The sequence below is a fragment of the Amphritea sp. 1_MG-2023 genome (genome assembly GCF_030547545.1).
In the GTDB taxonomy this organism is placed as follows: domain Bacteria; phylum Pseudomonadota; class Gammaproteobacteria; order Pseudomonadales; family Balneatricaceae; genus Amphritea.
In genome coordinates, this window is record NZ_JAUOQE010000009.1 from 1 (window position 1) to 24,404 (window position 24,404).

At 48.7% G+C, this 24,404-nt stretch carries 31 protein-coding genes; 11 read left to right on the forward strand and 20 right to left on the reverse strand.

Features of this window, described 5'->3' with window-relative positions; genetic code table 11:
- Positions 1-123 precede the first annotated feature (123 nt).
- The 3 genes from Q4488_RS06755 to Q4488_RS06765 all read right to left on the reverse strand — a co-directional run bounded on the left by Q4488_RS06755 (position 124) and on the right by Q4488_RS06765 (position 3,127).
- Positions 124-1,305, reverse strand: coding sequence for an alanine--glyoxylate aminotransferase family protein (locus Q4488_RS06755; protein WP_303579718.1), 1,182 nt, complete (start codon positions 1,303-1,305; stop codon positions 124-126).
- Positions 1,306-1,359: 54 nt separating this feature from the next.
- Positions 1,360-2,118, reverse strand: a complete 759-nt coding sequence (mtnN, locus tag Q4488_RS06760) for a 5'-methylthioadenosine/S-adenosylhomocysteine nucleosidase (RefSeq protein WP_303579719.1) — start codon at positions 2,116-2,118, stop codon at positions 1,360-1,362.
- 241 nt (positions 2,119-2,359) lie between these two features.
- On the reverse strand, positions 2,360-3,127 hold the full coding sequence (locus tag Q4488_RS06765) for a pseudouridine synthase (RefSeq protein ID WP_303579720.1): 768 nt from the start codon (positions 3,125-3,127) through the stop codon (positions 2,360-2,362).
- A 259-nt stretch (positions 3,128-3,386) separates the two neighbouring features.
- Here Q4488_RS06765 and Q4488_RS06770 point away from each other — a divergent pair, with 259 nt between their 5' ends.
- The 8 genes from Q4488_RS06770 to Q4488_RS06805 all read left to right on the forward strand — a co-directional run bounded on the left by Q4488_RS06770 (position 3,387) and on the right by Q4488_RS06805 (position 7,892).
- The gene (locus Q4488_RS06770; protein WP_303579721.1) at positions 3,387-4,067 is read left to right on the forward strand and encodes a Bax inhibitor-1/YccA family protein; all 681 of its coding nucleotides are present in this window, start codon (positions 3,387-3,389) and stop codon (positions 4,065-4,067) included.
- Positions 4,068-4,162: 95 nt separating this feature from the next.
- Positions 4,163-4,555, forward strand: a complete 393-nt coding sequence (gene tusD, locus Q4488_RS06775; RefSeq protein WP_303579722.1) for a sulfurtransferase complex subunit TusD — start codon at positions 4,163-4,165, stop codon at positions 4,553-4,555.
- Positions 4,556-4,557: 2 nt separating this feature from the next.
- Entirely contained in the window at positions 4,558-4,926 is a 369-nt protein-coding gene (gene tusC, locus Q4488_RS06780) for a sulfurtransferase complex subunit TusC (protein ID WP_303579723.1), read from the forward strand.
- A complete protein-coding gene (gene tusB / locus Q4488_RS06785) occupies positions 4,926-5,222 on the forward strand; it encodes a sulfurtransferase complex subunit TusB (RefSeq protein WP_303579724.1) in 297 nt (98 codons plus the stop codon). The genes tusC and tusB overlap by 1 nt, the downstream gene beginning before the upstream one ends.
- A 1-nt stretch (position 5,223) precedes the next feature.
- Positions 5,224-5,583 carry a TusE/DsrC/DsvC family sulfur relay protein gene (locus Q4488_RS06790; RefSeq protein WP_303579725.1) on the forward strand — a complete coding sequence of 120 codons (360 nt, stop codon included), beginning with the start codon at positions 5,224-5,226 and terminating at the stop codon, positions 5,581-5,583.
- 10 nt (positions 5,584-5,593) lie between these two features.
- Positions 5,594-6,499 carry an NAD(P)-dependent oxidoreductase gene (locus tag Q4488_RS06795; RefSeq protein ID WP_303579726.1) on the forward strand — a complete coding sequence of 302 codons (906 nt, stop codon included), beginning with the start codon at positions 5,594-5,596 and terminating at the stop codon, positions 6,497-6,499.
- 50 nt (positions 6,500-6,549) lie between these two features.
- Positions 6,550-7,326: a 2-oxo-tetronate isomerase gene (gene otnI, locus Q4488_RS06800; RefSeq protein ID WP_303579727.1), complete on the forward strand. Its 777-nt coding sequence runs from the start codon at positions 6,550-6,552 to the stop codon at positions 7,324-7,326.
- Between the two features lie 11 nt (positions 7,327-7,337).
- Positions 7,338-7,892: a chemotaxis protein CheW gene (locus Q4488_RS06805; RefSeq protein ID WP_303579728.1), complete on the forward strand. Its 555-nt coding sequence runs from the start codon at positions 7,338-7,340 to the stop codon at positions 7,890-7,892.
- A 51-nt stretch (positions 7,893-7,943) separates the two neighbouring features.
- Here Q4488_RS06805 and Q4488_RS06810 read toward each other — a convergent pair whose 3' ends face one another.
- From Q4488_RS06810 to Q4488_RS06885, 16 genes are all read right to left on the reverse strand, one after another.
- Positions 7,944-8,348, reverse strand: coding sequence for a secondary thiamine-phosphate synthase enzyme YjbQ (locus Q4488_RS06810; RefSeq protein WP_303579729.1), 405 nt, complete (start codon positions 8,346-8,348; stop codon positions 7,944-7,946).
- Between the two features lie 95 nt (positions 8,349-8,443).
- The gene (locus tag Q4488_RS06815) at positions 8,444-9,544 is read right to left on the reverse strand and encodes a malate dehydrogenase (RefSeq protein ID WP_303579730.1); all 1,101 of its coding nucleotides are present in this window, start codon (positions 9,542-9,544) and stop codon (positions 8,444-8,446) included.
- 170 nt (positions 9,545-9,714) lie between these two features.
- Positions 9,715-10,602, reverse strand: a complete 888-nt coding sequence (locus Q4488_RS06820) for a radical SAM protein (RefSeq protein WP_303579731.1) — start codon at positions 10,600-10,602, stop codon at positions 9,715-9,717.
- Between the two features lie 8 nt (positions 10,603-10,610).
- A complete protein-coding gene (locus Q4488_RS06825; protein WP_303579732.1) occupies positions 10,611-11,399 on the reverse strand; it encodes a TatD family hydrolase in 789 nt (262 codons plus the stop codon).
- Positions 11,400-11,415: 16 nt separating this feature from the next.
- Entirely contained in the window at positions 11,416-11,766 is a 351-nt protein-coding gene (locus tag Q4488_RS06830; RefSeq protein ID WP_303579733.1) for a PilZ domain-containing protein, read from the reverse strand.
- Positions 11,767-11,864: 98 nt separating this feature from the next.
- A complete protein-coding gene (locus Q4488_RS06835) occupies positions 11,865-12,878 on the reverse strand; it encodes a DNA polymerase III subunit delta' (protein ID WP_303579734.1) in 1,014 nt (337 codons plus the stop codon).
- Positions 12,875-13,510: a dTMP kinase gene (gene tmk / locus Q4488_RS06840; RefSeq protein WP_303579735.1), complete on the reverse strand. Its 636-nt coding sequence runs from the start codon at positions 13,508-13,510 to the stop codon at positions 12,875-12,877. The genes Q4488_RS06835 and tmk overlap by 4 nt, the downstream gene beginning before the upstream one ends.
- A 48-nt stretch (positions 13,511-13,558) precedes the next feature.
- Complete coding sequence (mltG, locus tag Q4488_RS06845; RefSeq protein WP_303579736.1) at positions 13,559-14,590, reverse strand: endolytic transglycosylase MltG; 1,032 nt, start codon at positions 14,588-14,590, stop codon at positions 13,559-13,561.
- Positions 14,590-15,447, reverse strand: coding sequence for an aminodeoxychorismate lyase (gene pabC, locus Q4488_RS06850; RefSeq protein ID WP_303579737.1), 858 nt, complete (start codon positions 15,445-15,447; stop codon positions 14,590-14,592). Before pabC ends, mltG begins: the two co-directional genes overlap by 1 nt.
- Positions 15,448-15,485: 38 nt before the next feature.
- A complete protein-coding gene (gene fabF / locus Q4488_RS06855) occupies positions 15,486-16,724 on the reverse strand; it encodes a beta-ketoacyl-ACP synthase II (protein WP_303579738.1) in 1,239 nt (412 codons plus the stop codon).
- An 89-nt stretch (positions 16,725-16,813) separates the two neighbouring features.
- Positions 16,814-17,047: an acyl carrier protein gene (gene acpP, locus Q4488_RS06860; RefSeq protein WP_126160046.1), complete on the reverse strand. Its 234-nt coding sequence runs from the start codon at positions 17,045-17,047 to the stop codon at positions 16,814-16,816.
- Between the two features lie 158 nt (positions 17,048-17,205).
- Complete coding sequence (gene fabG, locus Q4488_RS06865; RefSeq protein ID WP_303579739.1) at positions 17,206-17,949, reverse strand: 3-oxoacyl-ACP reductase FabG; 744 nt, start codon at positions 17,947-17,949, stop codon at positions 17,206-17,208.
- A 24-nt stretch (positions 17,950-17,973) separates the two neighbouring features.
- The gene (gene fabD / locus Q4488_RS06870; RefSeq protein ID WP_303579740.1) at positions 17,974-18,906 is read right to left on the reverse strand and encodes an ACP S-malonyltransferase; all 933 of its coding nucleotides are present in this window, start codon (positions 18,904-18,906) and stop codon (positions 17,974-17,976) included.
- Positions 18,907-19,007: 101 nt separating this feature from the next.
- A complete protein-coding gene (gene plsX / locus Q4488_RS06875) occupies positions 19,008-20,045 on the reverse strand; it encodes a phosphate acyltransferase PlsX (RefSeq protein ID WP_303579741.1) in 1,038 nt (345 codons plus the stop codon).
- A 2-nt stretch (positions 20,046-20,047) separates the two neighbouring features.
- A complete protein-coding gene (gene rpmF / locus Q4488_RS06880) occupies positions 20,048-20,230 on the reverse strand; it encodes a 50S ribosomal protein L32 (RefSeq protein WP_215953058.1) in 183 nt (60 codons plus the stop codon).
- Between the two features lie 17 nt (positions 20,231-20,247).
- Positions 20,248-20,763 carry a YceD family protein gene (locus tag Q4488_RS06885; protein WP_303579742.1) on the reverse strand — a complete coding sequence of 172 codons (516 nt, stop codon included), beginning with the start codon at positions 20,761-20,763 and terminating at the stop codon, positions 20,248-20,250.
- A 121-nt stretch (positions 20,764-20,884) separates the two neighbouring features.
- On the opposite strand from Q4488_RS06885, the gene Q4488_RS06890 reads away from it, so the two are divergent.
- The 3 genes from Q4488_RS06890 to Q4488_RS06900 all read left to right on the forward strand — a co-directional run bounded on the left by Q4488_RS06890 (position 20,885) and on the right by Q4488_RS06900 (position 23,434).
- On the forward strand, positions 20,885-21,463 hold the full coding sequence (locus Q4488_RS06890; RefSeq protein WP_303579743.1) for a nucleoside triphosphate pyrophosphatase: 579 nt from the start codon (positions 20,885-20,887) through the stop codon (positions 21,461-21,463).
- A 227-nt stretch (positions 21,464-21,690) separates the two neighbouring features.
- Positions 21,691-22,617: a homocysteine S-methyltransferase family protein gene (locus Q4488_RS06895; protein WP_303579744.1), complete on the forward strand. Its 927-nt coding sequence runs from the start codon at positions 21,691-21,693 to the stop codon at positions 22,615-22,617.
- Positions 22,618-22,810: 193 nt separating this feature from the next.
- Complete coding sequence (locus tag Q4488_RS06900) at positions 22,811-23,434, forward strand: YiiX/YebB-like N1pC/P60 family cysteine hydrolase (protein WP_303579745.1); 624 nt, start codon at positions 22,811-22,813, stop codon at positions 23,432-23,434.
- 7 nt (positions 23,435-23,441) lie between these two features.
- Here the strand turns inward: Q4488_RS06900 and Q4488_RS06905 are convergent, their stop codons facing one another.
- Positions 23,442-24,353 carry a cation diffusion facilitator family transporter gene (locus tag Q4488_RS06905; RefSeq protein ID WP_303579746.1) on the reverse strand — a complete coding sequence of 304 codons (912 nt, stop codon included), beginning with the start codon at positions 24,351-24,353 and terminating at the stop codon, positions 23,442-23,444.
- Positions 24,354-24,404 lie beyond the last annotated feature (51 nt).

Here is a 24,404-nt window from a genome sequence, read left to right on the forward strand (position 1 = left end):
AGTATGCCTGTAACTGTTGCCTTGATCTCCAGCTTCTCTGTAAGCCAGAGGCGTAATTGACTTATTCGCACCTTCCCAAGCCTCGAGGGCAAGGCCGAGTGTGACATTAGCAGCCATCACAGACTAGTTCGTGTTATAAACCGCTTCAGCTGCGGCAATCGCTTTGCCGGTATTGATATCAGCTCCCATCGCTGACAGCGTATTTTCTAACGCATTCAGACACAGCAATACATTTTTCTTATTACACGCCGCGCCCATTAAACCGATACGCCATACTTTACCCGCTAATGCTCCCAAGCCAGCCCCAATCTCTAAGCTGTAATTTTCCAGCAAACGCTGACGCACCTGCGCTTCATCGATACCCTCAGGTACGAATACAGAGTTAAGCTGTGGCAAACGATAAGGTTCTTCAACCAGAAAGCCAATACCCATCGCTTCTAGCCCATCACGTAAAGCATGGTGATGATGACGGTGACGCGCCCATGCATTTTCGAGCCCCTCTTCCTCCAACATCACCAACGATTCATGGAAGGCATACAACGAGTTAACCGGCGCCGTGTGATGATAAGCACGCTTAGCGCCGCCGCCCCAATACCCCATCACCAGTTTTTGATCGAGGAACCAACTGGGTGTTTTACTTGCGCGCTGTTCGATCACTTCAATCGCTCGCGTATTGAAACTAACGGGTGAAATACCCGGCGGGCAAGACAAGCACTTCTGAGTACCTGAATAGACGGCATCGATTCCCCAGCCATCGACATCCAATTCACTCCCCCCGAGGGAGGTCACGGTATCAACAATGGTTAAGGCATCATGTCGTTGCGCGATTTGACATAAGGTTTGTGCATCAGAAAGCACGCCCGTTGATGTTTCCGCATGCACAAAGGCCAATACTTTAACATCGGTATTGGCAGCAAACGCGGCTTCAACTTTGGCGGGATCGACCGGTTTACCCCATTCATCTTCAACCATAATGGCGGTTGCACCGAAGCGTTCGACATTCTCTTTCATCCGCCCGCCGAACACACCATTCTGACACACAATCACCTTATCACCCGGCTCAACCAGGTTAACAAAACAGGCTTCCATACCCGCCGAACCCGGTGCCGAAATCGGCATCGTCAACGGGCTTTTGGTTTTGAAGGCATACTGCAACATCTGTTTCACCTCATCCATCATGCCGATGAATGCGGGATCGAGATGGCCAATGGTAGGACGCGCTAAGGCAGCCAGCACCCGAGGGTTAACATCGGAAGGCCCTGGGCCCATCAAGGTGCGCTGCGGTGGGTAGAAAGATGTCGTCATAATCCGTTGCTCTTTATGATTATTTTGAAATGAAAGTTAAGTCGGGTTAACGTTTTAAGCGGTTTTATCAGCGATGCAGTGTACCATCGCGATCACCATTTCTGCCGAGTGCTTTGCCGCAATCAGTAGAAACTGATCAAACGACAGGTTGGACTCTTTGCCGGCAATATCTGACAAGGCGCGAATCACGATAAAAGGAATATCAAACTGATAACAGGTTTGCGCAATGGCGGCCGCTTCCATCTCAACGGCTTTCATGGTGGGAAAATGCTCGCGCGTTTTGGCGACACGTTCAGGACAGTTCATAAAGGAGTCACCGGTGGCAATCAACCCTTTGACGGTTTGAATCCCTGCCATATCGGCGATACAACGTTGAGCGACATCCGCCAAAAAGTCATCAGGCGCAAAGCCTGCCGGTAATCCCGGCACTTGACCATGCTCATAACCAAAGATAGTGACATCCACATCATGATGACGCACTTCATCACAGATCACCACATCGCCGACATTCAGTTCAGCCGCAAAACCGCCAGCCGAGCCCGTGTTAATCACGCAGGTTGGCTGAAATGTTTGCAGCATTAATGTCGTACCGATAGCAGCATTGACCTTGCCAATGCCTGATTTAAGCAGCACAACCTCTACGCCGTGCATGGTGCCGGTATAGAGACTGTAACCTGCAATCGTATACTCCTGCCGCCCCTCCAATGTTTGTTTCAGCAGCTCGACCTCTTCATCCATGGCGCCGATAATACCGATTTTAAGCTGATCAGACTGAGCGCTCAGGCGTTCAGCAAAGGAGGTGTTGTTGGTCATTCGGGTGATTCCAGCACGAGTAATAAAAAAGTGGATATTAAGGCAATAAGGATACGCAATTTGCGTCACCGAAAAAATAGTAAATCGGCAGAAAAACAGATTAATACAGCAGTTTTATGACACTATTTAGTCGAACAACTAGTCAAACAACTAGCCGATCAACGCTTCGGTTGAATATCTACCCTCTATTGGCAAGATAAACACAGCACGGCTTGCTCATCGGCTGACATGATGCCGCCCTTTAGTTCGCGCTTTCCTCATGATCGGCTCGCATCTGCGGTGCCGGATATAGTCCTTGCCAACCAAATTCAGTAAACAACTGATCGACCCACTGTGTCACCGGCGCGTTAATGATAACCGGCTGCTGTGTATAAGGGTGCACAAACGTCAGCTGAGTTGCCATCAACAACAATCGATCCAAACCAAAGTGATCACGAAACAAGGTATTGTGTTTACCATCACCGTGCTGAGTATCGCCCACCAAAGGATGAAAAAGATGCTTAAGATGTCGACGAATCTGATGCTTGCGCCCCGTTTTGGGCTTAACCTCAACCAAGGAATAACGCGCGGCAGGGTATTTGCTCACCGGAATCGGTAACTCAACTGTGCCTAAGCGACGATATTCACTGATCGCATCTTTGGCTGGCTTATTCGGATCAGCCCGTTTATCGGCGACCTTATCGATAATCTCTTTAAGTGGGTAATCAATAACCCCTTGCTCTTCTGTATAGCCACGACAGACACAGAGGTAGGTTTTTTGCACCCGCCGCTCGGCAAAACAGAGATTCAGTTTATTCGCCGCGGCCGATGATTTTGCAAAGATGAGTACACCTGACGTGGGGCGATCGAGACGATGCACCGTATAGGCTTTAATCCCCAGCTGTTCTCGAATCAAGGCGACCGCGTTAGGCGCGCGTCTCTCAATGGGGCTCGGATGTACCAGCAATCCCGCCGGTTTATCAATGGCAAAATAGTGTTCATCATCAAAGAGTACGTGTATGGGATACATAATTATAACTTACCTCGCCGGTTCAAGGCGCGCAGCTTATCAATAAATGTTGCTATTGCCTATGAACCCTGCGGGCAAACATCTGTCATATCTATTAATACCTTCACCATAAACTGACACCACTGACGATTAAAAACCGGTTAAGCATTTAACACGGAGTGTCTGTATGGTTGAAATACTGACAAAAACCTATATATATAGGGTATTCAACAAACTAAACTTAAACGGCACCTAAAGCCTTAATTTATAGAGGGATAAGATGCGTAATATAGATACAATGACCGTCCGTTCAGAGCAATCTGTACTGGCGACCAATAAAGTAATTCGCAATACCTACATGCTACTGGCCATGACCATGGTATTCAGTGCGGTGACGGCCGGTATCTCTATGGTTATCAACCCACCGATGCTATTGGCTTTAGGAGCGATGATCGCGGGTATGATCTTAACGTTTGTCATCTCGAAAAAGCAAAACAGCGCGGCAGCACTGCCGTTAGTATTTGCCTTTACCGGCTTATTTGGCTTTGCCCTCGGTCCGATCTTGAATCGTTACCTCGGTATGGCCAATGGTGGTGAGATTGTCATGACGGCAATGGGCATGACGGCCGCAACCTTCTTAGGCTTGTCAGCTTACGTCCTCACCAGTAAAAAAGATTTCAGCTTTATGGGCGGATTTCTGTCGGCAGGCTTAATCATCGTCTTAGTGGCCATGGTGGCATTGATGATTCTACCGATGTTTGGTGTCAATATTGGTGCCATGCATCTAGCGCTATCGGCCGCTGTCGTTTTACTGATGTCTGGCTTTATTCTGTATGACACCAGCAATATCGTTAACGGTACCTACACTAACTACATCATGGCGACAGTTAGCCTGTATACCAGTATTTTTAACCTGTTTATTCATCTACTCAGCTTGGTTGGTTTTCTTAACGACGACTAAGTCGTTTTGACCCTCAACATTTAATAAACCACACACAAAGCCCTGCAATCCTGATAAGATTGCGGGGCTTTTTAGTTTACAGACAGCAAAATATTATGATCTTTTCTATCGTTGTTACCGGAGCGCCATACAGCTCTCAGGCGTCAGCCAGCGCCTTGCAATTTAGCCGAAGCGTTTTAAAGCTCGGACACAGCATTCATCGGGTGTTTTTTTATGCCGACGGTGTGCACAGTGGTTCGGCATTGGCCTCCCCGCCTCAAGATGAAAGCAATATTCCCGCTGAGTGGTCCGAGTTAGCGCGCCAACATCAGCTCGATCTGGTGGTCTGCATCGCCGCCGCCGTTCGTCGCGGGATACTCGATGAAAACGAAGCCCGCCGCTATGAAAAAAAGGGCCACAACTTAGCAGCAGATTTCACTCTGTCAGGCCTAGGTCAGCTGGTTGAGGCTGGCATTCTGTCTGACCGTGTTGTGACCTTTGGAGCCTAACCATGCGTGAGAACAAAAAATCATTTCTGATTATCAATCGCAAAGCCCCCTACGGCAGTAGCGCTGCCCGAGATGCGCTAGATGTTGCACTCACCTTCTCGGTTTTTGAACAGCCTCTCAGTCTGTTATTTATGGATGATGCCGTGTTACAGCTACTGCCAAACCATCAAGCCAATACGATTGGCCAAAAAAACCTCTCCGCTAATCTGGCGATGCTGGAGATGTATGACATCGATCAATTATATGTTTGTCGTCAAGCGTTAAGCGAACGGGGTATTCGTCCCGATCAGATTTCATTAAATATTACCCTGCTAGATACGCACGCTATTGCCGCACTCATCAAACAGCAGGATCAGGTATTGAGCTTCTAATGACAACACTGCATGTAATCAATAAAACACCATCGGAAAGCAGCGCCCTGCGTGATAGTCTCATCGCGATGAGTGATGGTGACGCGCTGTTATTGATTGAAAATGGCGTATATGCGACGCTGCCCGCCTATAGCGAACACTTCTCTCGGCTAACCGCTAATGTACAATGCTATCTACTCACGGATGATGCGCAAGCGCGTGGCTTGAACGATCTGAATCAAGACTTTTGCGGCATCGATTATGATGGCTTCGTTGAACTCAGTTGCCGCTATAGCAAAGTCGTAAGTTGGTTTTAAGATGACAACAGACAATAGTACTCAACCGCACGCGTTACAGGTTAACGGCCTCGCTATTCCGGTCGATCCCGAAGGCTATCTTCGGCATCTAGAGGATTGGAATGAAGCGGTTGCCACACAACTCGCGGCACAAGAAGCGATTCAACTCACCGAGGCTCACTGGGAGATTCTCAGGCTACTACGGCAGTTCTATCAGCAATTTGAGATGTCCCCCGCTATGCGACCACTGATTAAGGCGATCACCGCCGAACTCGGTAGCGACAAGGGCAAAAGCATCTACCTGATGAGTCTTTTTCCCGGTAGCCCAGCGAAGTTAGCCAGCAAGATTGCAGGCCTGCCGAAGCCGACCAACTGTCTATAGAGTAGTAAGGATGAAAATAGCATTTTTAGGTATCGGCCTGATGGGCCGCCCTATGGCCAGTCACTTATTAAAAGCTGGCTTTCAAGTGACACTATGGAACCGCACTCGCCATAAAGCAGAAGCGCTCATCGATCTGGGAGCAACGCTGGCTAACACCCCTGCAGAGGCACTGACAGATGCCGATATCATCATCACGATGCTGGAAAACGGCCCTGTTGTTGATCAGGTGTTATTTAATGCCAGTGTCAATTTCAAGCCCGGCAGTACACTCATCGATATGAGTTCAATCCCGCCCGAATTAGCCCGACAACACGCCACACGCTGTCTCGCTCTCGACGTCAATTACCTCGATGCACCCGTCTCTGGCGGCACTGTCGGTGCAGAGCAGGCATCCCTATCTATTATGGCTGGTGGCGAGCGAGCAACATTTGATGCCTGCCTAGCGATACTGTCGACACTGGGAAAAGCCACCTATATTGGTCCCGCCGGATCGGGTCAACTGGCGAAGTGCGCCAATCAAGCGATCGTCGGCATCACCATTGGTGCGGTCTCAGAAGCACTACTGCTGGCTGCTGAAGGTGGAGCCGACCCTGCCGCCGTGCGGGAAGCGCTGTTAGGAGGCTTTGCCGGCAGTCGTATTCTTGAACTACATGGTCAACGTATGATTGATCGAGCATTTAACCCTGGGGCAACGTCTCGCGTACAGTTAAAAGATCTGCGAACCATTTTAGATACCGCTCAAGATGAAGCACTGACACTGCCCTTGGTGCAGCAAACCTATGCTCAATATCAAAAGCTAGTGAACAATGGCCTAGAAGAAGTGGATCATAGCGGTCTATTACTGCAACTCGAGATCGATAATGGCAACCGCCCATTAAACAACAAACCGACTCACACACCCTATAGCAAAACTTAATCATCGATTCAGCACCGAGATCTCATCAACCCATAAGAGAGCCACCGCAGATGCCCGATTTTGCCGTTAACCTCAGCATGCTATTCACCGAAGTGCCCCTGATCGATCGCTTTGCCGCGGCGGCGAATGCAGGCTTTAGTCGCGTTGAAATTCAATTTCCTTATGTCTTACCTGCGGCTGATATCGCGCAACAATTGCAGCAGCATAAGCAACAACTCGTACTACTCAATGCGCCCGCAGGAGACACACAAAAAGGCGATATCGGTATCGCCTGTCACCCCCACCGAATAACTGAATTTCGTCAGGGTGTAGCTCAAGCCATCGATTACGCCAAAGAACTAAACTGCCCTAATATCAATGTATTATCTGGTATAGCGCCCGTTGATTATGATACTAATCTGATTGAAAAAACCTTTATCGATAATCTCAAATTTTGCGCCGAACAGATGGCTGAAGCCGATATTCAACTGCTTGTCGAAGCGATTAATACGCAGGATGTGCCTGGTTTTTTTCTGCACACGAGTCAACAAGCGCTGCATCTCTTTGATGCCGTAGAGCATGCCAATATAAAGCTGCAATATGATATCTATCACATGCAGATTATGGAGGGCAATGTGATCCATACGCTGAAAAAACATCTCAATAACATTGGCCATATTCAGTTTGCCGATGTACCGGGGCGTCATGAACCCCAAACTGGTGAGCTAAACTTCCGCAATATTTTTCAAGCCTTGGATGATATGGGATACTCCGGTGTTACCAGCCTTGAATATAAACCTTCCGTCAGCACGACTGAAAGTCTGCACTGGCTAAAACAGATAGTATGAGAGAATAATCTATGGGCCTTGAAGACACCGCCGCACAACTACAGCAGATTCAGGCAGAACTGAGCGCTAATGTTTATGATCTACACAAAAAAAATGGCGAGAGTCAGGAAGCCTATCGAAAGTGGGCGACCTTTTCGATAGCCGATGAGCTGTACGCCATTGATGTAATGCAGGTAAAAGAAGTACTACGCTTTACCGATATAACCCCCGTTCCTGGCGCTCCAGAGGGAGTACTCGGTATCATCAATCTACGTGGTAGCGTCGTCACCGTTGTTAACTCCCGCACCCTTTTCCATCTTGAAGATAAAGCAATCGATCACAATACCCGCATTATCGTGGTTGAATTCGATGATCAGGAGGTACTTGGCGTTCTGGTTGATGGCGTGGATGAAGTCATTAATCTACCTGAAAGTGACACCGATCGCGCCCCTGGCGTGTTACGCGAAGATGCTCAGCGACAATTTGTACAGGGCGTTTGCTATCGCGATGAGCATCTTATTATTCTCTTAGACCTTGATAAAATGCTGGCCGGATTCAAACTTCACACGGATGATACATCTGAATAACGCTTATAGCGCTTGATATAAGGCCCAATAGCGGGCCTTATTTAATACGCCTCAGCCAATATGAACGGCGATCTGACGCTGCTGATGATGGTGACGATGTTCCCAACAGAAGATTCCCTGCCAAGTCCCCAGCATTAATCGTCCCCGATGAATCGGCACCGATAAGGTAGTCGCCGTCAAGGCCGCTTTAATATGCGCAGGCATATCATCTGGTCCTTCAGCAACATGGGTATATAACGCGTCATCTTCCCGCACCAGACGGCTAAGCCAGTTTTCTAAATCATGTTGCGCACTCGGGTCAGCATTTTCCTGAATCATCAGGCTGGCGCTCGTATGCTGAATCAACAAACTACACAGCCCCTCCTGCACCTCACTATGACTGACCAAGCGATCAACCGCGCCGGTGAACTCGTATAAACCCTGCCCTCGGGTCGACACACTAATGATATCAATCATCTTTACTTACCTTACTTACCCATTAAAAAAAGCCCTGCCAACGTATGCTACGCCGACCGGGCTTTTTAGTGCGAGCCTCTGTATTAAAGCAATGCTTAAAGCACGCGAGTGTTATTCAGAAATTTACTTTCCGGACTAGGCCCAGTGCCATCGGCATAGAGCGTCACACCTGACTTCAAACAGATAGTAAGGTTCATATGTGACTCTTCCGTCTCTTTGGGTAACAGATGATTAATCACCGCCTTCTCTTCTAACAACTCCAGCTCGGTGGCCGTCAACTGCTTGCGACTGAAATCACTGATATCCAAACCATGTACAATCTGATAACGACCGTAGTTGCAGCGTACGGGGAAGGAGAAAAACACGCCTTTTTCAATCCCATAGCTGCCATCGCTCAGAATCCCCATACTGACTATCTCACCAGGCTCGGTACCTTGCGTCCAATTATGCATCTGATCGACAATCGCCTGTGCCGCGGAGGCCGCACTCGACAGTCCTCGGGCTTTGATAATCTCGCTACCGCGCTCTTGCACCCGAGGTATAAACTCATTGCAATACCACGCCGTATCAATCTGCGCCATCGCTGGCACACCAAAGACGGTGGCATGATGTAGATCAGGATATTGTGTGGGCGAATGATTACCCCAGATAATGATATTTTGAATATCGCGAGCCGTCACACCACACTGACTCGCCAGCATACCTTTAGCTCGGTTATGATCCAAACGAGTTAAACAGGTAAACTGAGACGGGCTGAGATTCGGCGCATTCCGACTCGCAATCAACGCATTGGTGTTAGCTGGATTACCCGTCACCAACACCTTCACATCACGGTTAGCAAAGTCGTTTAATGCCTTACCCTGACGGGCAAAAATCTCAGCATTCACTTCCAGTAAATCACTACGCTCCATGCCTGGCCCGCGCGGACGCGCGCCTACCAGCAACGCATAGTGACAGTTAGAAAAACCCTCTTCGACATTATCATGCAAGGTGATGGTATGGAGTAAGGGATAGGCACAATCTTCCAGCTCCATGGCCACGCCTCGTAACGACTCCATGGCTCCTGGCAATTCAATCAGCTGAAGAATAACCGGCTGATCTCTGCCCATCATTTCACCGGCAGCAATCTTAAATAATAAGCTGTAACTAATGGCGCCTGCCGCCCCCGTGACTGCTATCCGAACCGGTCTTCTCATCATATTTTCCTTTTTTATTTCAGACTTATAAAACAAGTGCATGATACACAGCATAACACCCTGTATTCACAACGTAGCGCTCAACGTAGTACTCAACATAGTGCTCAACGCAGCACAGGTCGTTATACTGCTCAGCCGCTCGTCAGTAGCAGCCTATCTTAAGCGCCGGACTATAATCCACGCTGACTCTCCTGCCTGAGAAACACGCGATCCGGTGTTTCGATCGCCTGCCGTAACTGAGCCAACAGCGTATCCATGTCCCGATTAAGCACGCCTTTAAGTACTAACAAATTAGACGCATGATCACTGCGAAAAATAGTGTTCTGCAAACTCAGATTTGACAGAAACAGCTCCATCTCTTCAAATAACTGACGTTGATTCAGGGCGGTAAAATCACCATCAAAACCCTGTTTCATTCGCTGATTACCTCGTCGAGAAAAAAGCACCAAGGTCGCCAGGTAATCTGGCTGCGTCAGGTTAATCAGCTTGGCAGACGCGAGCGCATGTTGCTTGCTCAATCGCGTCCCACCTAAGCCGTTAATCAACATAACCGAGGTTTTGATGCCGGCGGCTTTAGCCTTTAAGAGAGATTCGGCGGTACTGGCAAAGGTTTCACCCTTATCAATACAGCGTAACACGTCGTCATCGCCACTTTCAGCACCGACATAGATCAGTGTTAACCCGAGTGCTTGCAGCTGTTGTAACTCATCAATAGATTTATGCTTCAGGTTAGATGGCAATGCGTAAGTCGATACCCGTGTCACATGGGGTAGATAAGTGCGAATAGCCTCTAAGAGCGTTTTTAAACGGCGGAATGACAGCACCATCGGGTCGCCATCACCGAGAAAAACCCGCCGTACACCGGGATACTGTTGACCACAACGGCGAATCTCTTCAACCAGTTCCGCTTCGTTTTTGGGTTTGAATTTTTTCTGCGGATCGATATACATTTCGCAGAAGTTACAGCGATTCCAGCTACAGCCATTGGTAACTTGTAGAATCAGCGAGTTAGCTTCACTCGGTGGTCGATAAACGGGCTCAATATAACGAATCGGCATCGGCTTGCTTAGTGTCCAGCTTGCGTGACTTTACTGAACATGCGATCAAAATTTTGACTGGTAATTTCGGCCACTTCTTCGATACGCAGCCCCTTAATATCGGCGACACATTGCGCAACCTCAACCACATACTGAGGCTCATTAGGCTTACCGCGATAAGGAACGGGCGCTAAATAAGGCGAGTCGGTTTCGATGAGTAAGTTCTCAATCGGCACCTGTTTCACCACCTCTCTTAGCTCTGCAGCGGTACGAAAGGTAATAATGCCGGAGAAAGAGATCATATAATTGAGATCCATCGCCTGTTGAGCCATCTGCCAACTTTCAGTAAAGCAGTGCAACACGCCACCCACGGATGGATCGCTATGTTGACGTAACAGTGTCAGCGTATCTTCGCGGGCATCACGGGTATGTACAATCACCGGTAAACGCGATATCGCCGATGCCTTGAGATGACGAATAAAGCTCTCTTGCTGTAATTCAACGGTATCTTGCTGATAATAATAATCCAGCCCCGTTTCACCTAAGGCAACCACCCTCGAATCGGCAGCATACTCAAGTAACTCGGCGATCTCAGCCATGCCTTCTGCAACGTGCAGCGGGTGAACACCCGCGGAGGCGAAGACATTATCGAAACGTTTAACCGTTTGCAGCATATCGGGCAGTTGTTGCATCTCAATCGCGACACAGAGCATTCGAGACACTTGCTTAGCGGCGGCAGCATCAAGCACCGCTTGAAGATCATTATTTCGGACAGACAGATCCAGTCTGTCTAGGTGACAGTGGGAATCGACAAACATGGGAAGTAACTCAGAATTACATAGTATTAGTGCGACGACCTGAATTCAGCAAGGTCGCAACATAGGTTTCGATCTTCGAGATCAACGTAGCATCTTCCTGGGACAATTGAATGCCTATACCAGGAACGCGACCACCCTGCGCTGCTCTAGGCGTCACCCAGACAACTTTACCGGTGACCGGAATTTTATCGCTCTCATCAATCAGGCTCAGCAACATAAACACTTCTTCGCCCAGTTGATACGTTCGATTGGTCGGAATAAATAAACCGCCATTCTTAATAAACGGCATATATGATTTATAGAGATCTTCCTTGGTCTCAATGGTCAGGGATAAAATCCCATGACTCATGCGGGGTACAACTGTCATAGGCTGTATAGCCTCCCTCGTACTTGTTCCGTCCTGATTCAGACTTGCTATATTACTATTGCTTTATGCGGCTGTATATCCCATCAGCCGTGTTAGTCTTATCTCGCTAAAGAATACCACTCACTTAACAGCTTCTCCATCAACAACTGTTTATTCAGGTTATGCCGCAACATCAACTCTTTTCTGGCAACCTGTACCTGATCCGCAAAACAATATAGTTTTTGATGATTTACTTTACGCGCCAACGCTAACAACATATTACGCGCATCCGTATGTCGTAATATTTCAGGGTCCGCCTGATTCTCAGCGGAACGAGCAATATCAACAATCCAGCTATAAAGCCAACCGAGTAGCAACTCAAGATCTTCTTTATAAAGGGATTGCGCCACATCAACAGCGCTTCGACGGCTTTTAAGAATATCCGCCAATCCTTTCAACACCTTGGCCCGTAAGCCCAGCAAATCATCTTGCTTATAAGCCAATGCTTGCAGCGGTGAATGATGGGCAATGACTAATAATTGAGCCGCTTCTGCAGACTCAACCTGCAACTGAGTGGACACCCATTGCGTCGCCAAGGCGACATCAGCAGGCGGCATATCAACACGCTGACAACGACTCTTAATGGTTGGCAACATCTGCCCCAAACGATGAGTCAATAACATGATTAGCGTCTGTTCACCGGGCTCTTCCAGCATTTTTAACAATGCGTTAGCTGCATTGATATTCATACTGTCCGCAGGATCAATAATCACTACCCGATAGCCACCTTGCTGAGCCGTCGAATATATAAAGGTCGTTAATTCACGTACCTGATCAATCTTGATCGGCTTACCGGGATCATCAGGTTTCAGTAGATACAGATCAGGGTGGCCACCGCTACGGGTCAACTCACAGCTACGACAATGACCGCAGGCGGTATTGCCCTGCGGAGAACGACACAGGACATAATTCGCCAGCGCCATGGCAAAACACGCTTTACCGATGCCCTCAGGACCATTAATCAGTAGCGCATGAGGAAAGCGATTCTGTGTTTTCAATTCAAGCAGATAATCCCAGCGCCCTTTCAGCCAAGGCAATACCAAGGGCTTATCTTGCCAAAGTTCATCACTCACAAGCCCTGCTCCTGAAAATAACGCTGCAACACATCGGCAATCTGCTGCTGTACCTGCTCGAGTGTGCCGCTAGCATCAATAACGGCAAAGCGTTGCGGGTCGGCCGCGGCACGCTCAAGGTAAGCTTGCCGCACCTGTTCAAAAAACGCCATACGCTCATTCTCAAAACGATCTAATTCACCCCGTTGACGAGCGCGAGACAGACCAATCTCGACGGGCAGATCTAGTAAAATAGTTAGATCGGGTTGCAGGCCTCGCTGCACCAATGTCTCTAGTAGGCTGATGGTTTCCTTACTTAAGCCTCGGCCTCCACCTTGATAAGCAAAAGTCGCATCAGTAAAACGATCACAGAGAACCCAGCGCCCTGCTGCCAAGGCGGGACGAATCACGCTGGTCAGATGCTGAGCCCGCGCCGCAAACACCAATAACAGTTCGGCATCATCGGCCACCTCTTCGGTACGGTTGCGTAATAATAATTCGCGCACCTCTTCAGCCAACGGAGTGCCGCCCGGCTCGCGGGTCAATTGATAATCAATTGTCTGTTGCTGCAAAACAGATTCAATAAATCGCAGATTAGTGGACTTACCGACGCCTTCAGTACCTTCTAGGGTGATAAAACGGCCTACACTCATGCTTCCCAACTTATATCATTATCCAATGAACACACTATCGCTCAGTCATTATGACTCAGGACTCGAACGATAGTCACTACGCCGTCGCAACTGATACTCTCTGACTGCCTTATTATGATCTTTTAAGGTCGCTGAAAACTGATGACTGCCATCGCCTTTAGCGACAAAATAAAGCCACTTACCCTCTTCGGGATTTAAGGCGGCGGTGATCGCTTCACGTCCAACCATCGCAATCGGCGTGGGTGGCAAGCCACTGATGGTATAAGTGTTATAGGCGGTCGGTCGGCGTAAATCCGCGCGACGAATATTGCCCTGATAACGCTCGCCCATCCCGTAAATCACTGTCGGATCGGTTTGCAGTCGCATGCCTTTCTTTAAGCGCTGAACAAACACCCCAGCAATGATCGGCCTTTCACTCGCCAGTGCCGTTTCTTTTTCAACGATTGACGCCATAATCAAGGCTTCATAAACCGATTCATATGGCAGATCTTTAGCCTTGCTCAACCACGCTTTATCCAGTTCGGCTTGCAACAATTGATGCGCCCGTTGTAACAGATCCAGATCACTCATACCGCGGTGAAACTGATAAGTATCCGCAAGAAACATCCCTTCAGGATGCTGTCCTTCTAGCCCCAGTGTCGCCATTATCTGCGCATCACTGTGATCGGACAGCGTTTTTCTAATATGAGGATTAGAATTAATAGAAGCTCTTAACTGCTTGAAATTAAGACCTTCTATAATAGAAAAGTTATACGAAAGCGTTTTCCCTTCAATCAGTTGCACCAGTAACGTCCTAGGCGTTGTACCGGGCTCAAGCTGATATTCGCCAGCCTTGAGTAGGTGGCCTACTTTCTTTAAACGGACAAAAAACGAGAACCAGTCAGGCCTCTCTAATATACCCTCAGTCGCCAATTGCCTAGCTAAACGACTAAAGCTACTGCCCGGTTCAACCATCACCACCTGGGCTTGCGATAGCTTCAGTGGATCATCTAAATACGTTTGCAACGATCGCCATCCCGCATAAGCAAGCGCCACCACGAGTGTTAGAGTAATCAGGAAAGAGATAACAACTTTACGCACTAAGAAATTCCTTCAGCAGACAGCAATGACTGTAAGCACCGGGTAATAGGTCCTACAGACCATTCAAACTGAGATTGATCGATAGCGATACACTTAATCACCGGCCAGATAGCAATAATGCTATTGCAAACAAACACCTCATCGGCATCATTGAGCGCAGCCGCAGTAAATAAACCTTGCTGCAATGGGATTCCCTGCTGCTGGGCGAGGCGTACGACTTGCTCTCGAACAATCCCTTTAACGCCACAACGATCAAGTTGCGGCGTATACAGAACCCCATCACGACACCAGAACAGATTACTCATGGTGCCTTCCACCAAATACCCTTCGGTATCAAGCACGAGGCCTTCGCGAATAGCCGTTGTTGACCATTCCGCGCGCGCTAACACCTGCTCTAAGCGATTAAGATGTTTAATGCCAGCGAGATGTGGCGCAATGGCTAGCCGAGACTGACACAAACGAACGGTTATGCCGTTATCAGCGGGTTGATCGGGATACACTGGAAACGCGCTCAGCTGCACGATTCGATTGATCGGCGTCTCGGCATCAACCGCATAACCTCGACCACCGCAGCCTCGCGTAAGCGTGATTTTAAGCACTTGACGCACGGTAGAAGCGCTTCGTGTACTCAGCAGTGTCGACAGATCCTCTAACAAGAGCTGCTCAATATTATCAGGCAAAGGAATGGCAAGACGCTGAGCCCCCGCCTTGAGACGCTCGATATGAGCCTGCCAAGCAACGGGTTTTGCCTGATTGAGGCAAATGGTTTCAAACAATCCATGGCCGTAAGCTAGCCCCCGGTCAGCAACCGGAAGAGACTGTTCAGACAAACCATTGATTAGAATAATAGGTGGCATCAGAAGAAAACGGGTGCCTTAATAGCGCACCCGTATAGTCAGATCTTACGGAACACTAGGGTGCCATTGGTTCCACCAAAACCAAACGAGTTGGATACTGCCGCCTCAATCGGTGTTTCCTGAGCCGTATGTGCAACATAGTTCAGATCACAACCGTCGGATGGGTTATCCAAATTGATAGTCGGTGGGGCAACTTGATCACGAATAGCTAAGACAGAGAAAATTGCCTCAACCGCACCGGCAGCCCCTAACAGATGACCAATCATCGACTTAGTCGAACTCATACGCACCTGCTCAGCAGCATTACCCAACACCAATTTAGCGGCATTAGATTCTGCGATATCACCGGCAGGCGTCGATGTTCCATGCGCATTGATATAGTTGATCTGCTCTGGATTAAGACCGGCATCCTTAATGGCATTCGTCATCGACAAAGCGGCTCCAGCGCCATCAGCGGGTGGTGAAGTCATATGATAAGCATCATCACTCATACCAAAACCGACTAATTCAGCGTAGATAGTGGCACCACGGGCTTTCGCGGCTTCATACTCTTCCAGCACCACAACGCCTGCGCCATCACCTAGCACAAAGCCATCACGATCACGATCCCAAGGACGGCTGGCCGCCTGCGGATCATCATTGCGCGTAGATAATGCTCTAGCCGCAGAGAAGCCACCCACACCCAAAGGCGTCGTTGCCATCTCGGCACCGCCGGCAATCATCACATCAGCGTCACTGTTCTGAATCATCCGCGCAGCAAAACCAATATTATGAGTCCCCGTTGTACAGGCCGTGGTAATCGCAATATTAGGCCCTTTAAAGCCATATTTAATCGCGAGATTACCGGAGATCATATTGATAATACTACCGGGCACAAAAAATGGTGAGATTCGACGCGGACCACTCTTATTGAGTGTATCGTGTGTTGCTTCAATCATCGGTAAACCACCGATACCCGAACCAATGGCGACACCGATACGGGGAGCATTTTCTTCAGTGACTGTCAGATCTGCATCTTCAACCGCCTGAATTGCCGCCACCATACCGTACTGAATGAACAGATCCATTTTCCGTGCATCTTTCAGGCTCATGTAACCGTCAAGATCCAGCCCTTTAATCGGGGCTGAAAAACGGGTACCAAACGCTGTAGTATCAAAGTGCGTAATCTCAGCCACGCCACTTTTACCGTTAAGAATGCTAGCCCACGTCTCCTGGACAGTGTTACCAACCGGGGTCAGCATACCCATGCCAGTAACAACGACTCTTCTGCGAGACATCAACGTCCTCCTAGTTTCCCGGTATAACAAAAGAAAAGCCGCACTATATCACTATAGTTGCGGCTTCTCGGTAGTCTGCTGTGAGTCGATTACTGATGTGCGTTGATGTAATCGATTGCCAGTCTAACAGTGGTGATTTTCTCTGCTTCTTCATCAGGAATTTCAGTTTCAAATTCCTCTTCCAGAGCCATTACTAGCTCTACAGTATCCAGAGAGTCTGCACCTAGGTCTTCAACAAAAGAAGCATCGATGGTTACTTCTTCTTCTTTAACACCCAGCTGTTCAGCAATGATTTTCTTTACGCGATCTTCGATGTTGCTCATAACTCTTCCTATTGTTTATCGACATCCACATCCGAAGATGTGAATAGGGATTTTATTAGAATCCGCCGCTATGGATCAAGCCTGACGGCGATATTATCCAGTGAGCTGCGGCTCATTATCAACACTTTTACAGAAAAAACAATTCCTCAGGGAAAACTTTATGACATATACATGCCGCCATTGACATGAATCGTATCTCCAGTGACATATCCGCCGGCATCACTGGCTAAAAAACCAACAACAGCGGCGACTTCCTCAGGCTGCCCTAAGCGACCCATTGGAATCTGTTTTTGCAATGCAACTTTGTGCTCTTCCGGTAACCCGCTAGTCATATCTGTATCGATAAAACCAGGCGCTACACAGTTGACAGTGATATTGCGGGAAGCGACTTCTCGAGCCAATGCTCGACTAAAGCCTTCCATACCCGACTTAGCAGCAGCGTAGTTAGCCTGCCCAGCGTTGCCCATAGAGGCCACCACCGATGAAACATTAATAATACGACCCCAGCGCGCTTTGGTCATACCCCGTAGACAACCTTTGACCATGCGATAAACAGACGTTAGATTGGTATTCAAGACAGAATCCCATTCATCCTCTTTCATCCGTAACATGATGTTATCGCGGGTAATACCTGCATTATTGACGATGATCGCTACAGGCCCAAACCCATCCTGTACCGACTTTAACACCTCATCAACCGACTCACTTGAGCCTACATCAAGACATAAACCTGCGCCTTTCACGCCTGCTGCTTCGAGGTAAGCAGTAATAGAAGCGGCACCTTTATCACTGGTCGCCGTGCCCACAACAACAGCACCTTGACGCCCCAATTCCAGCGCAATCGCTTTACCGATCCCTCGAGTAGCACCCGTAATCAGCGCAACCTTGCCTTCGATACTCATAACTTGTTTCCTTTAATTCAGAGATTAAGCGTTTAACGCCTTCTCAAGACCTGCAGAGTCATTAATAGCCCCTACCACAAGGCTACGCTGTACTTTTTTGTTTAGTCCTGACAGTACTTTGCCAGGGCCGCACTCAACAGTACGCTCAACCCCTTGTTCAATCATATTTTGCACAGAGTCTGTCCACAACACCGGACTATACAGCTGCGCCAGTAAGTTTTCGACCAACTCATCAACACTATTAGCTGATTTAGCCGTGAAATTCTGAATAACTTGAATACTTGGCAGAGTAATTTCAATATTTTTTAAGGCTACCGCCATCTGTTCAGCGGCTGGCTTCATCAACACACAATGAGACGGCACACTAACCGGCAATGGAATCGCTCGCTTAGCACCCGCCGCCTTGCAGCCTTCGATGGCACGCTCAACCGCGTCTTTATTACCCGCAATAACGACCTGACCTGGGCAGTTAAAATTCACCGGTGAGACAACCTCATCACCCGCCGCCGCATCACAAGCCGCCTGAATTGCATCATCAGCCAAACCTAAAATAGCCGCCATCGCGCCAGTACCCGCAGGCACCGCTTGCTGCATAAACTCACCACGCAGCTTGACTAGATTAACCGCATCTTTAAACGCAATCGCACCAGCACACACCAACGCCGTATATTCACCAAGACTGTGGCCGGCCATTAGAGCAGGCTGTTCACCGCCCTGCTGCTGCCATAGACGCCACAAAGCCACGCCAGCGGTCAACAAGGCTGGCTGCGTGCGATCGGTTTGATTCAGATCGGCTTCTGGCCCATCCTGAGTCAAAGCCCAAAGATCATAACCCAGTACAGCGGATGCTTCGGCAAACGTATCTTGAATAATAGCGTGTTCAGTGGCTAACTCAGCCAGCATGGTCAGATGCTGCGAGCCCTGACCTGGAAAAACAAAAGCGAGGGGTTGTGGCATTATTACCTCAATAGACAGATAAACGCATAACAATTTAAAGGGCGTAGTTTACAGGATTTACAATGAATTAAAACGTTTGTCTTATAGATCAAGCATTTCCACTAGCCATCAGCGATATGCAATTCAAGCTGACGATTGATATTACCAGGCACATCCATCACCACTTCAGCCACCGCCTGATCAATCGCATAACCAAAACAGGCGCGATTGGCCGCCCCATGACTTTTCACAACAATACCCTGCAAACCCAGTAAACTCGCACCGTTGCGACGCGCTGGATCGATATGCGCCTGCACCTCTTCCAGCACTGGCGCGACCAGACATGCCATCAACTTACGTAACAAGGAACGGCTAAAGCTACGCTTCAACTGCTGCCCAATCAGACTGGCGACTCCCTCACTACTCTTTAAGGCGATATTACCAACAAAGCCATCACAGACGACGACATCGACCTTACCGGTAAAGATATCCCCGCCCTCAATAAAACCGCAATAGTTCAAACCACCATGTTCACGTATCAGGCGAGATGCTAGCTTAACCTGCTCATTACCTTTAATCTCTTCTGCACCCACATTCAACAAGCCGACGCGCGGCTGAGCAATCCCTTCGACCGCACTGGTCATCACCGACCCCATAATGGCGAACTGCAACAAATGCTCAGCACTACAATCGACATTAGCACCGAGATCAAGCATATAACTAACCCCATCAACAGAGGGGATTGCTGTGATGATCGCCGGACGATCGATGCCCGGTAACATTTTTAAGGCGAAGCGACCCAGCGCCATTAAAGCACCCGTATTGCCAGCACTCACACACGCTTGAGCCTGCCCTTCGGCAACCTGAACAACGGCACGGTACATCGAGGTATCTTGACGCTTACGGAGCGCATGAGAAGGTCGCTCATCACACCCGATGACTTTATCGGCATTAATGATAAGAATACGTGAACGCAGAGACTTATCTGTGCGTTTAGCCAAGGCTTGATCTAATAGAGGAGCAAGAACTGCTTGTTGACCAACAAGCTGCAGGGTCAACTGAGGATGACGCTTTAACGCATCAACGGAAGCGGGAATAACAACGCGGGGACCGAAGTCCCCACCCATCGCGTCAACCGCGATGCAAATGCCGTCAGACAATATTACTCGTCGTCTTGCTGTGCAACAACCTGCTTACCACGGTAAAAACCATCAGCACTAACGTGGTGACGACGGTGAGTTTCACCGGTGGTTACTTCTACTGAAAGAGTTGGGTTGCCCAGTGCATCGTGTGAACGACGCTGACCGCGACGTGAACGAGTTACTTTGCTCTTTTGTACTGCCATGGGATATAGCTCCTATTTCACTTATCAGCCTTCAGTGAGGCTAATACACTGAAAGGGTTCGGTTTATCAGTTTTGTTGTCCGTCGTCACCTCGTCACCGAAGGATGTCTGCACGCTGCAATCGTCATGATATGGCACAATAGGAAGCGATAAAATCAACTCTTCCTCGACCATTGGAAGCAATTCCAGATCATCTCCCGCTACAATCAAAGGATCATAGTACCTGGGCAGATTTTTTGCATGCTCCTCGGTGGGAGCGACAGCCAAGTTGAACTTAGCTTCGACTTCGATCTCAACTGGCTCAAGACAGCGCTGACAAGTCATAAAGACTTTAGCGTCGGCGGTGCCCTTAATTGTACGGATGCGCAATTCATCAGTATCAAATTGCAGATCAACTGAGACTTGGCCCTGTTCACCGGCCAGCATTGTAGCCAGATTCGGCAGCAGAGCAAGCTCGGCATCACCTTGTATCCGTACTCCCCGGTCAGCAAGCTTACGCGGGTCAATTTTCTTTGGTAATGGGGTGTTCGACATAAGCGCGCAATTCTAGGGATCAAAAGCCAGTCTGTCAAAGGAAATAAGGGTTTAAAAGCTAAAAAAACACGCTAATATCTGCAACTTAACTTAAGCCCGAGTATTTTGGAGAAATTGAGGCATGACTCAGCTAATTTTAGCGTCTAGCTCACCGTTCAGAAAAGCAATTTTGGATAAGCTCAACCTCGATTATCAGGCGCTATCGCCCGATATCGATGAAACCCGGCTGACGGATGAATCGCCTGCGGCTTATGTCGCTCGACTGGCGCGCGCTAAAGCGGCTGCATTACAAAGCCATTTTCCTACCGCCTTAATCATCGGTTCGGATCAAACCGCCATTATCAATGGCGAAACGATTGGCAAGCCGGGGCATTACGACGCCGCCTTTCAGCAGCTTTCAGATGCATCGGGACAGAAGATCACCTTTCTCACGGGCTTAAGCTTGTTGAATAGTCACACCGGCGAATGTGAAACCGATGTCATCCCCTATCATGTTTACTTTCGTCAGCTGACAGCCTCGATGATCGATAACTATCTTCAGGCTGAGCAGCCCTACAATTGCGCGGGCAGCTTTAAATCAGAAGGCCTTGGGATCGCGCTCTTTGAAAAGCTTGAAGGCGATGATCCCAACACGCTGATCGGATTACCGCTGATTCGCTTAATCCGTATGCTGGAAACGCAGGGCTTACCTATCATCTAGGGCATCTCAGCTCTCCAATCGAATAACGGCACCAAGACAGCGTGGCTAGCTATCGCAACTAGGCGTTCAATACAAAGCCTCACTCAAAGCTCGCTGACTCTACCATTGCGTGATACATCGATAGCCTCTCCTGCGTCACTTGGCGAAGCTAAATTTAAGATAAAACCTTGAATACCCTTTGCCTGCCGCTAGAATGCGTCAATTAAATATTCAAGGGATATAGCGCAATGGGCAAGGTCACGATACTCAATGGCGGCGTCGGTCGAGAACTTGAGCGCCGCGGTGCGCCTTTCAAACAGCCTGAATGGTCTGCTCAGGCCATGATCGAAGCACCTGAGATGGTTAAAGAGGTGCACAAGGCCTATATAGAAGCCGGCTCACAGGTCATTATTACAAATAGCTATGCACTGGTGCCTTTCCATCTTGGCGCAGCCCGCTTTAACGCGCTCGGCGCAAAGCTGGCAGAGCAATCCGCCCTCATTGCCCGTGAAGCGATCAATGAAACCGGTCAGCAAGCGGTATTAATCGCAGGCTCGATGCCACCCCTGTTTGGCTCTTATCGAGCCGATCTGTATCAACCTGAACAGGCTGATGATATTGCCCTTCCCTTGATTACCGCCCTCAACCCACATATTGATGTGTGGCTGAATGAAACACAGAGCCTCATAGAAGAAGCGTTAACCGTTAAAAAGCTAATCGATCGCATCGATACGGATCACAAACCCTATTGGGTGGCGTTTACGCTGGAAGATGCAAAGCCAACCGACTCACCACAACTACGCTCTGGCGAATCAGTTGTCGCCGCCGTGCAAGCAATGGCCACCGCGGGCGTTGATGCCATTTTATTTAACTGCAGTCAACCGGAAGTAATTACTCAAGCGATTGAACTCACGCAACACACTCTCGCGCAGTTGACCTCAACGTCGGCGATCACGAAAAAGATCAACATCGGGGCTTATGCGAATGCCTTTCCGCCGCAGCCAAAAGATGCTCAAGCCAATAGCGAACTGAATCAACTCCGCGATGATTTAACGCCCGCCGCCTATTTACGCTGGGCACAAACTTGGCATGCTCTTGGGGCTGATCTGATTGGCGGCTGCTGTGGTATAGGCCCTGAACATATTCAACGATTAAGTGATGCGCTATCAAAATAACACATTAAGCTTGTCAGACAGTCAGCCTCATCTCTTCATCGCGCGGCAGTTGTGCGCCAGAGCGCAACACAATATGCGCTAAGAGGTATCAATATACGATACTTTTTAGTCATTCATATCTAATCCGTACTGACCTCGCCAGAATCAACGCCATTGAACACACATCACCGCATCAATGGAAACGGATTCGAACATGAAACAGACAACAACCAATGCACTCGAACAAAAACTCATCGCCACACTTCAGGAAGGCGATATCCTCTTCATCTCCATCGACGCCTTTCTCTATAAGCAGGTGGCTAAAGGCACCGGCAGCTGGAGTTCTCATGTCGGTTTTGCTATTCAAGAAAATAATCAGTGGTTCGTGATTGAAAGCAAAGTGCCCGTCGTGCGCAAAACGCCCTTGAGACAATTTCTTCAGCGTACCTGTCATGGTGAAGTGATGGTGCGACGCCTGAAACAGCCCCTAAGCAGCAAGGAGATCGAACGACTCAAAGCCTCGGCAAGCAAGCTTGCTAATAAGCTAAGCAACAGACTGTATCACTTAGGATTTGATTTTGAATCGGAACGTCAGTTTTGTTCTAAATTTGTTCACTTAGTGTATAAAGATGCTCTCAACATCGGGCTAGGCAAAGTACAGACACTGGAACAATTACTGCAGGAAAATCCTCAAGCATCCGTTCGGTTTTGGCGCTGCTGGTTTCTAGGTTTTATCCCTTGGCAGCGCAAAACATTAACTCCCGCGAGCCAAATCAATGATGAGCAGCTCAGGACTATCTTTACCACCGTATCGCCATTGAGTGCATCAATGGCATAACACTTAATTAATGTGCCGCTGCTCGCTGCTGTGAATGATCCAGCATACAACGCTGTTCATCCCAAGACGATTCGATCTGTATCGTGGCGTGAGCAATATTAAAATGATCATGAAAGTGCTGCTGCAACTGCCGCAAGAAATGATTATCTAATTGCGTATCATTCACCACCAGATGCACTGTCAGTGCTATCTCGGTGGTACTTAAAGGCCAAACATGTAGATCATGAATTCGCTCAACCGACTCGAGTCCGGTGATGTACTGCCTCAAGGCCGCGATATCCACGCTGTTGGGTACAGCATCCAGCGCATAGTTCATCGAATCCTTCAGCAAACGGAGGGTCCCCAGCAAAATAGCCACCACAATCAGCAAACTAATGACGGGATCGACCCACAACCAACCCTGCCATAAAATCAATACACCGGCCAGCACAACGCCTAGCGAGACCACCGCATCCGCGGCCATATGTAAAAACGCGCCCTTGATGTTCAGATCCGTTTTCTGTCCACTAAAAAATAGCCAAGCGGTCAGCGCATTAATCACCACCCCGATAGCGGCAACCACAATCATGGTTACCCCCTCTGCTGGGGCGGGAGTATCAAACCGGCTCACCGCCTCCCAAGCAATACCGCCTAAAGCGATGAGTAGCAAAATAGCACTGCCTAAGGATGCTAAAACCGGCGCCTTACGTAAACCATAGGTGCGTTTTTCCGTCGCCGCGCGGCTCGCCAAATAACTCGCGCCCCACGCTAATAACAGACTAAAGACATCACTCAGGTTATGCCCCGCGTCGGCGATCAACGCCAACGAGTCAGACAGAATACCGTAAGCCGCCTCAATCACAACGAAAATGATGTTTAAGACAATACCGATAGCAAAGGCTTTATTGTGATTGGTAACTTCATGGTGATGATGACTCATTGTACCTCCTGCAGTCGCGTGAATGAGTTAAAGGCATCGCGACACGACAAC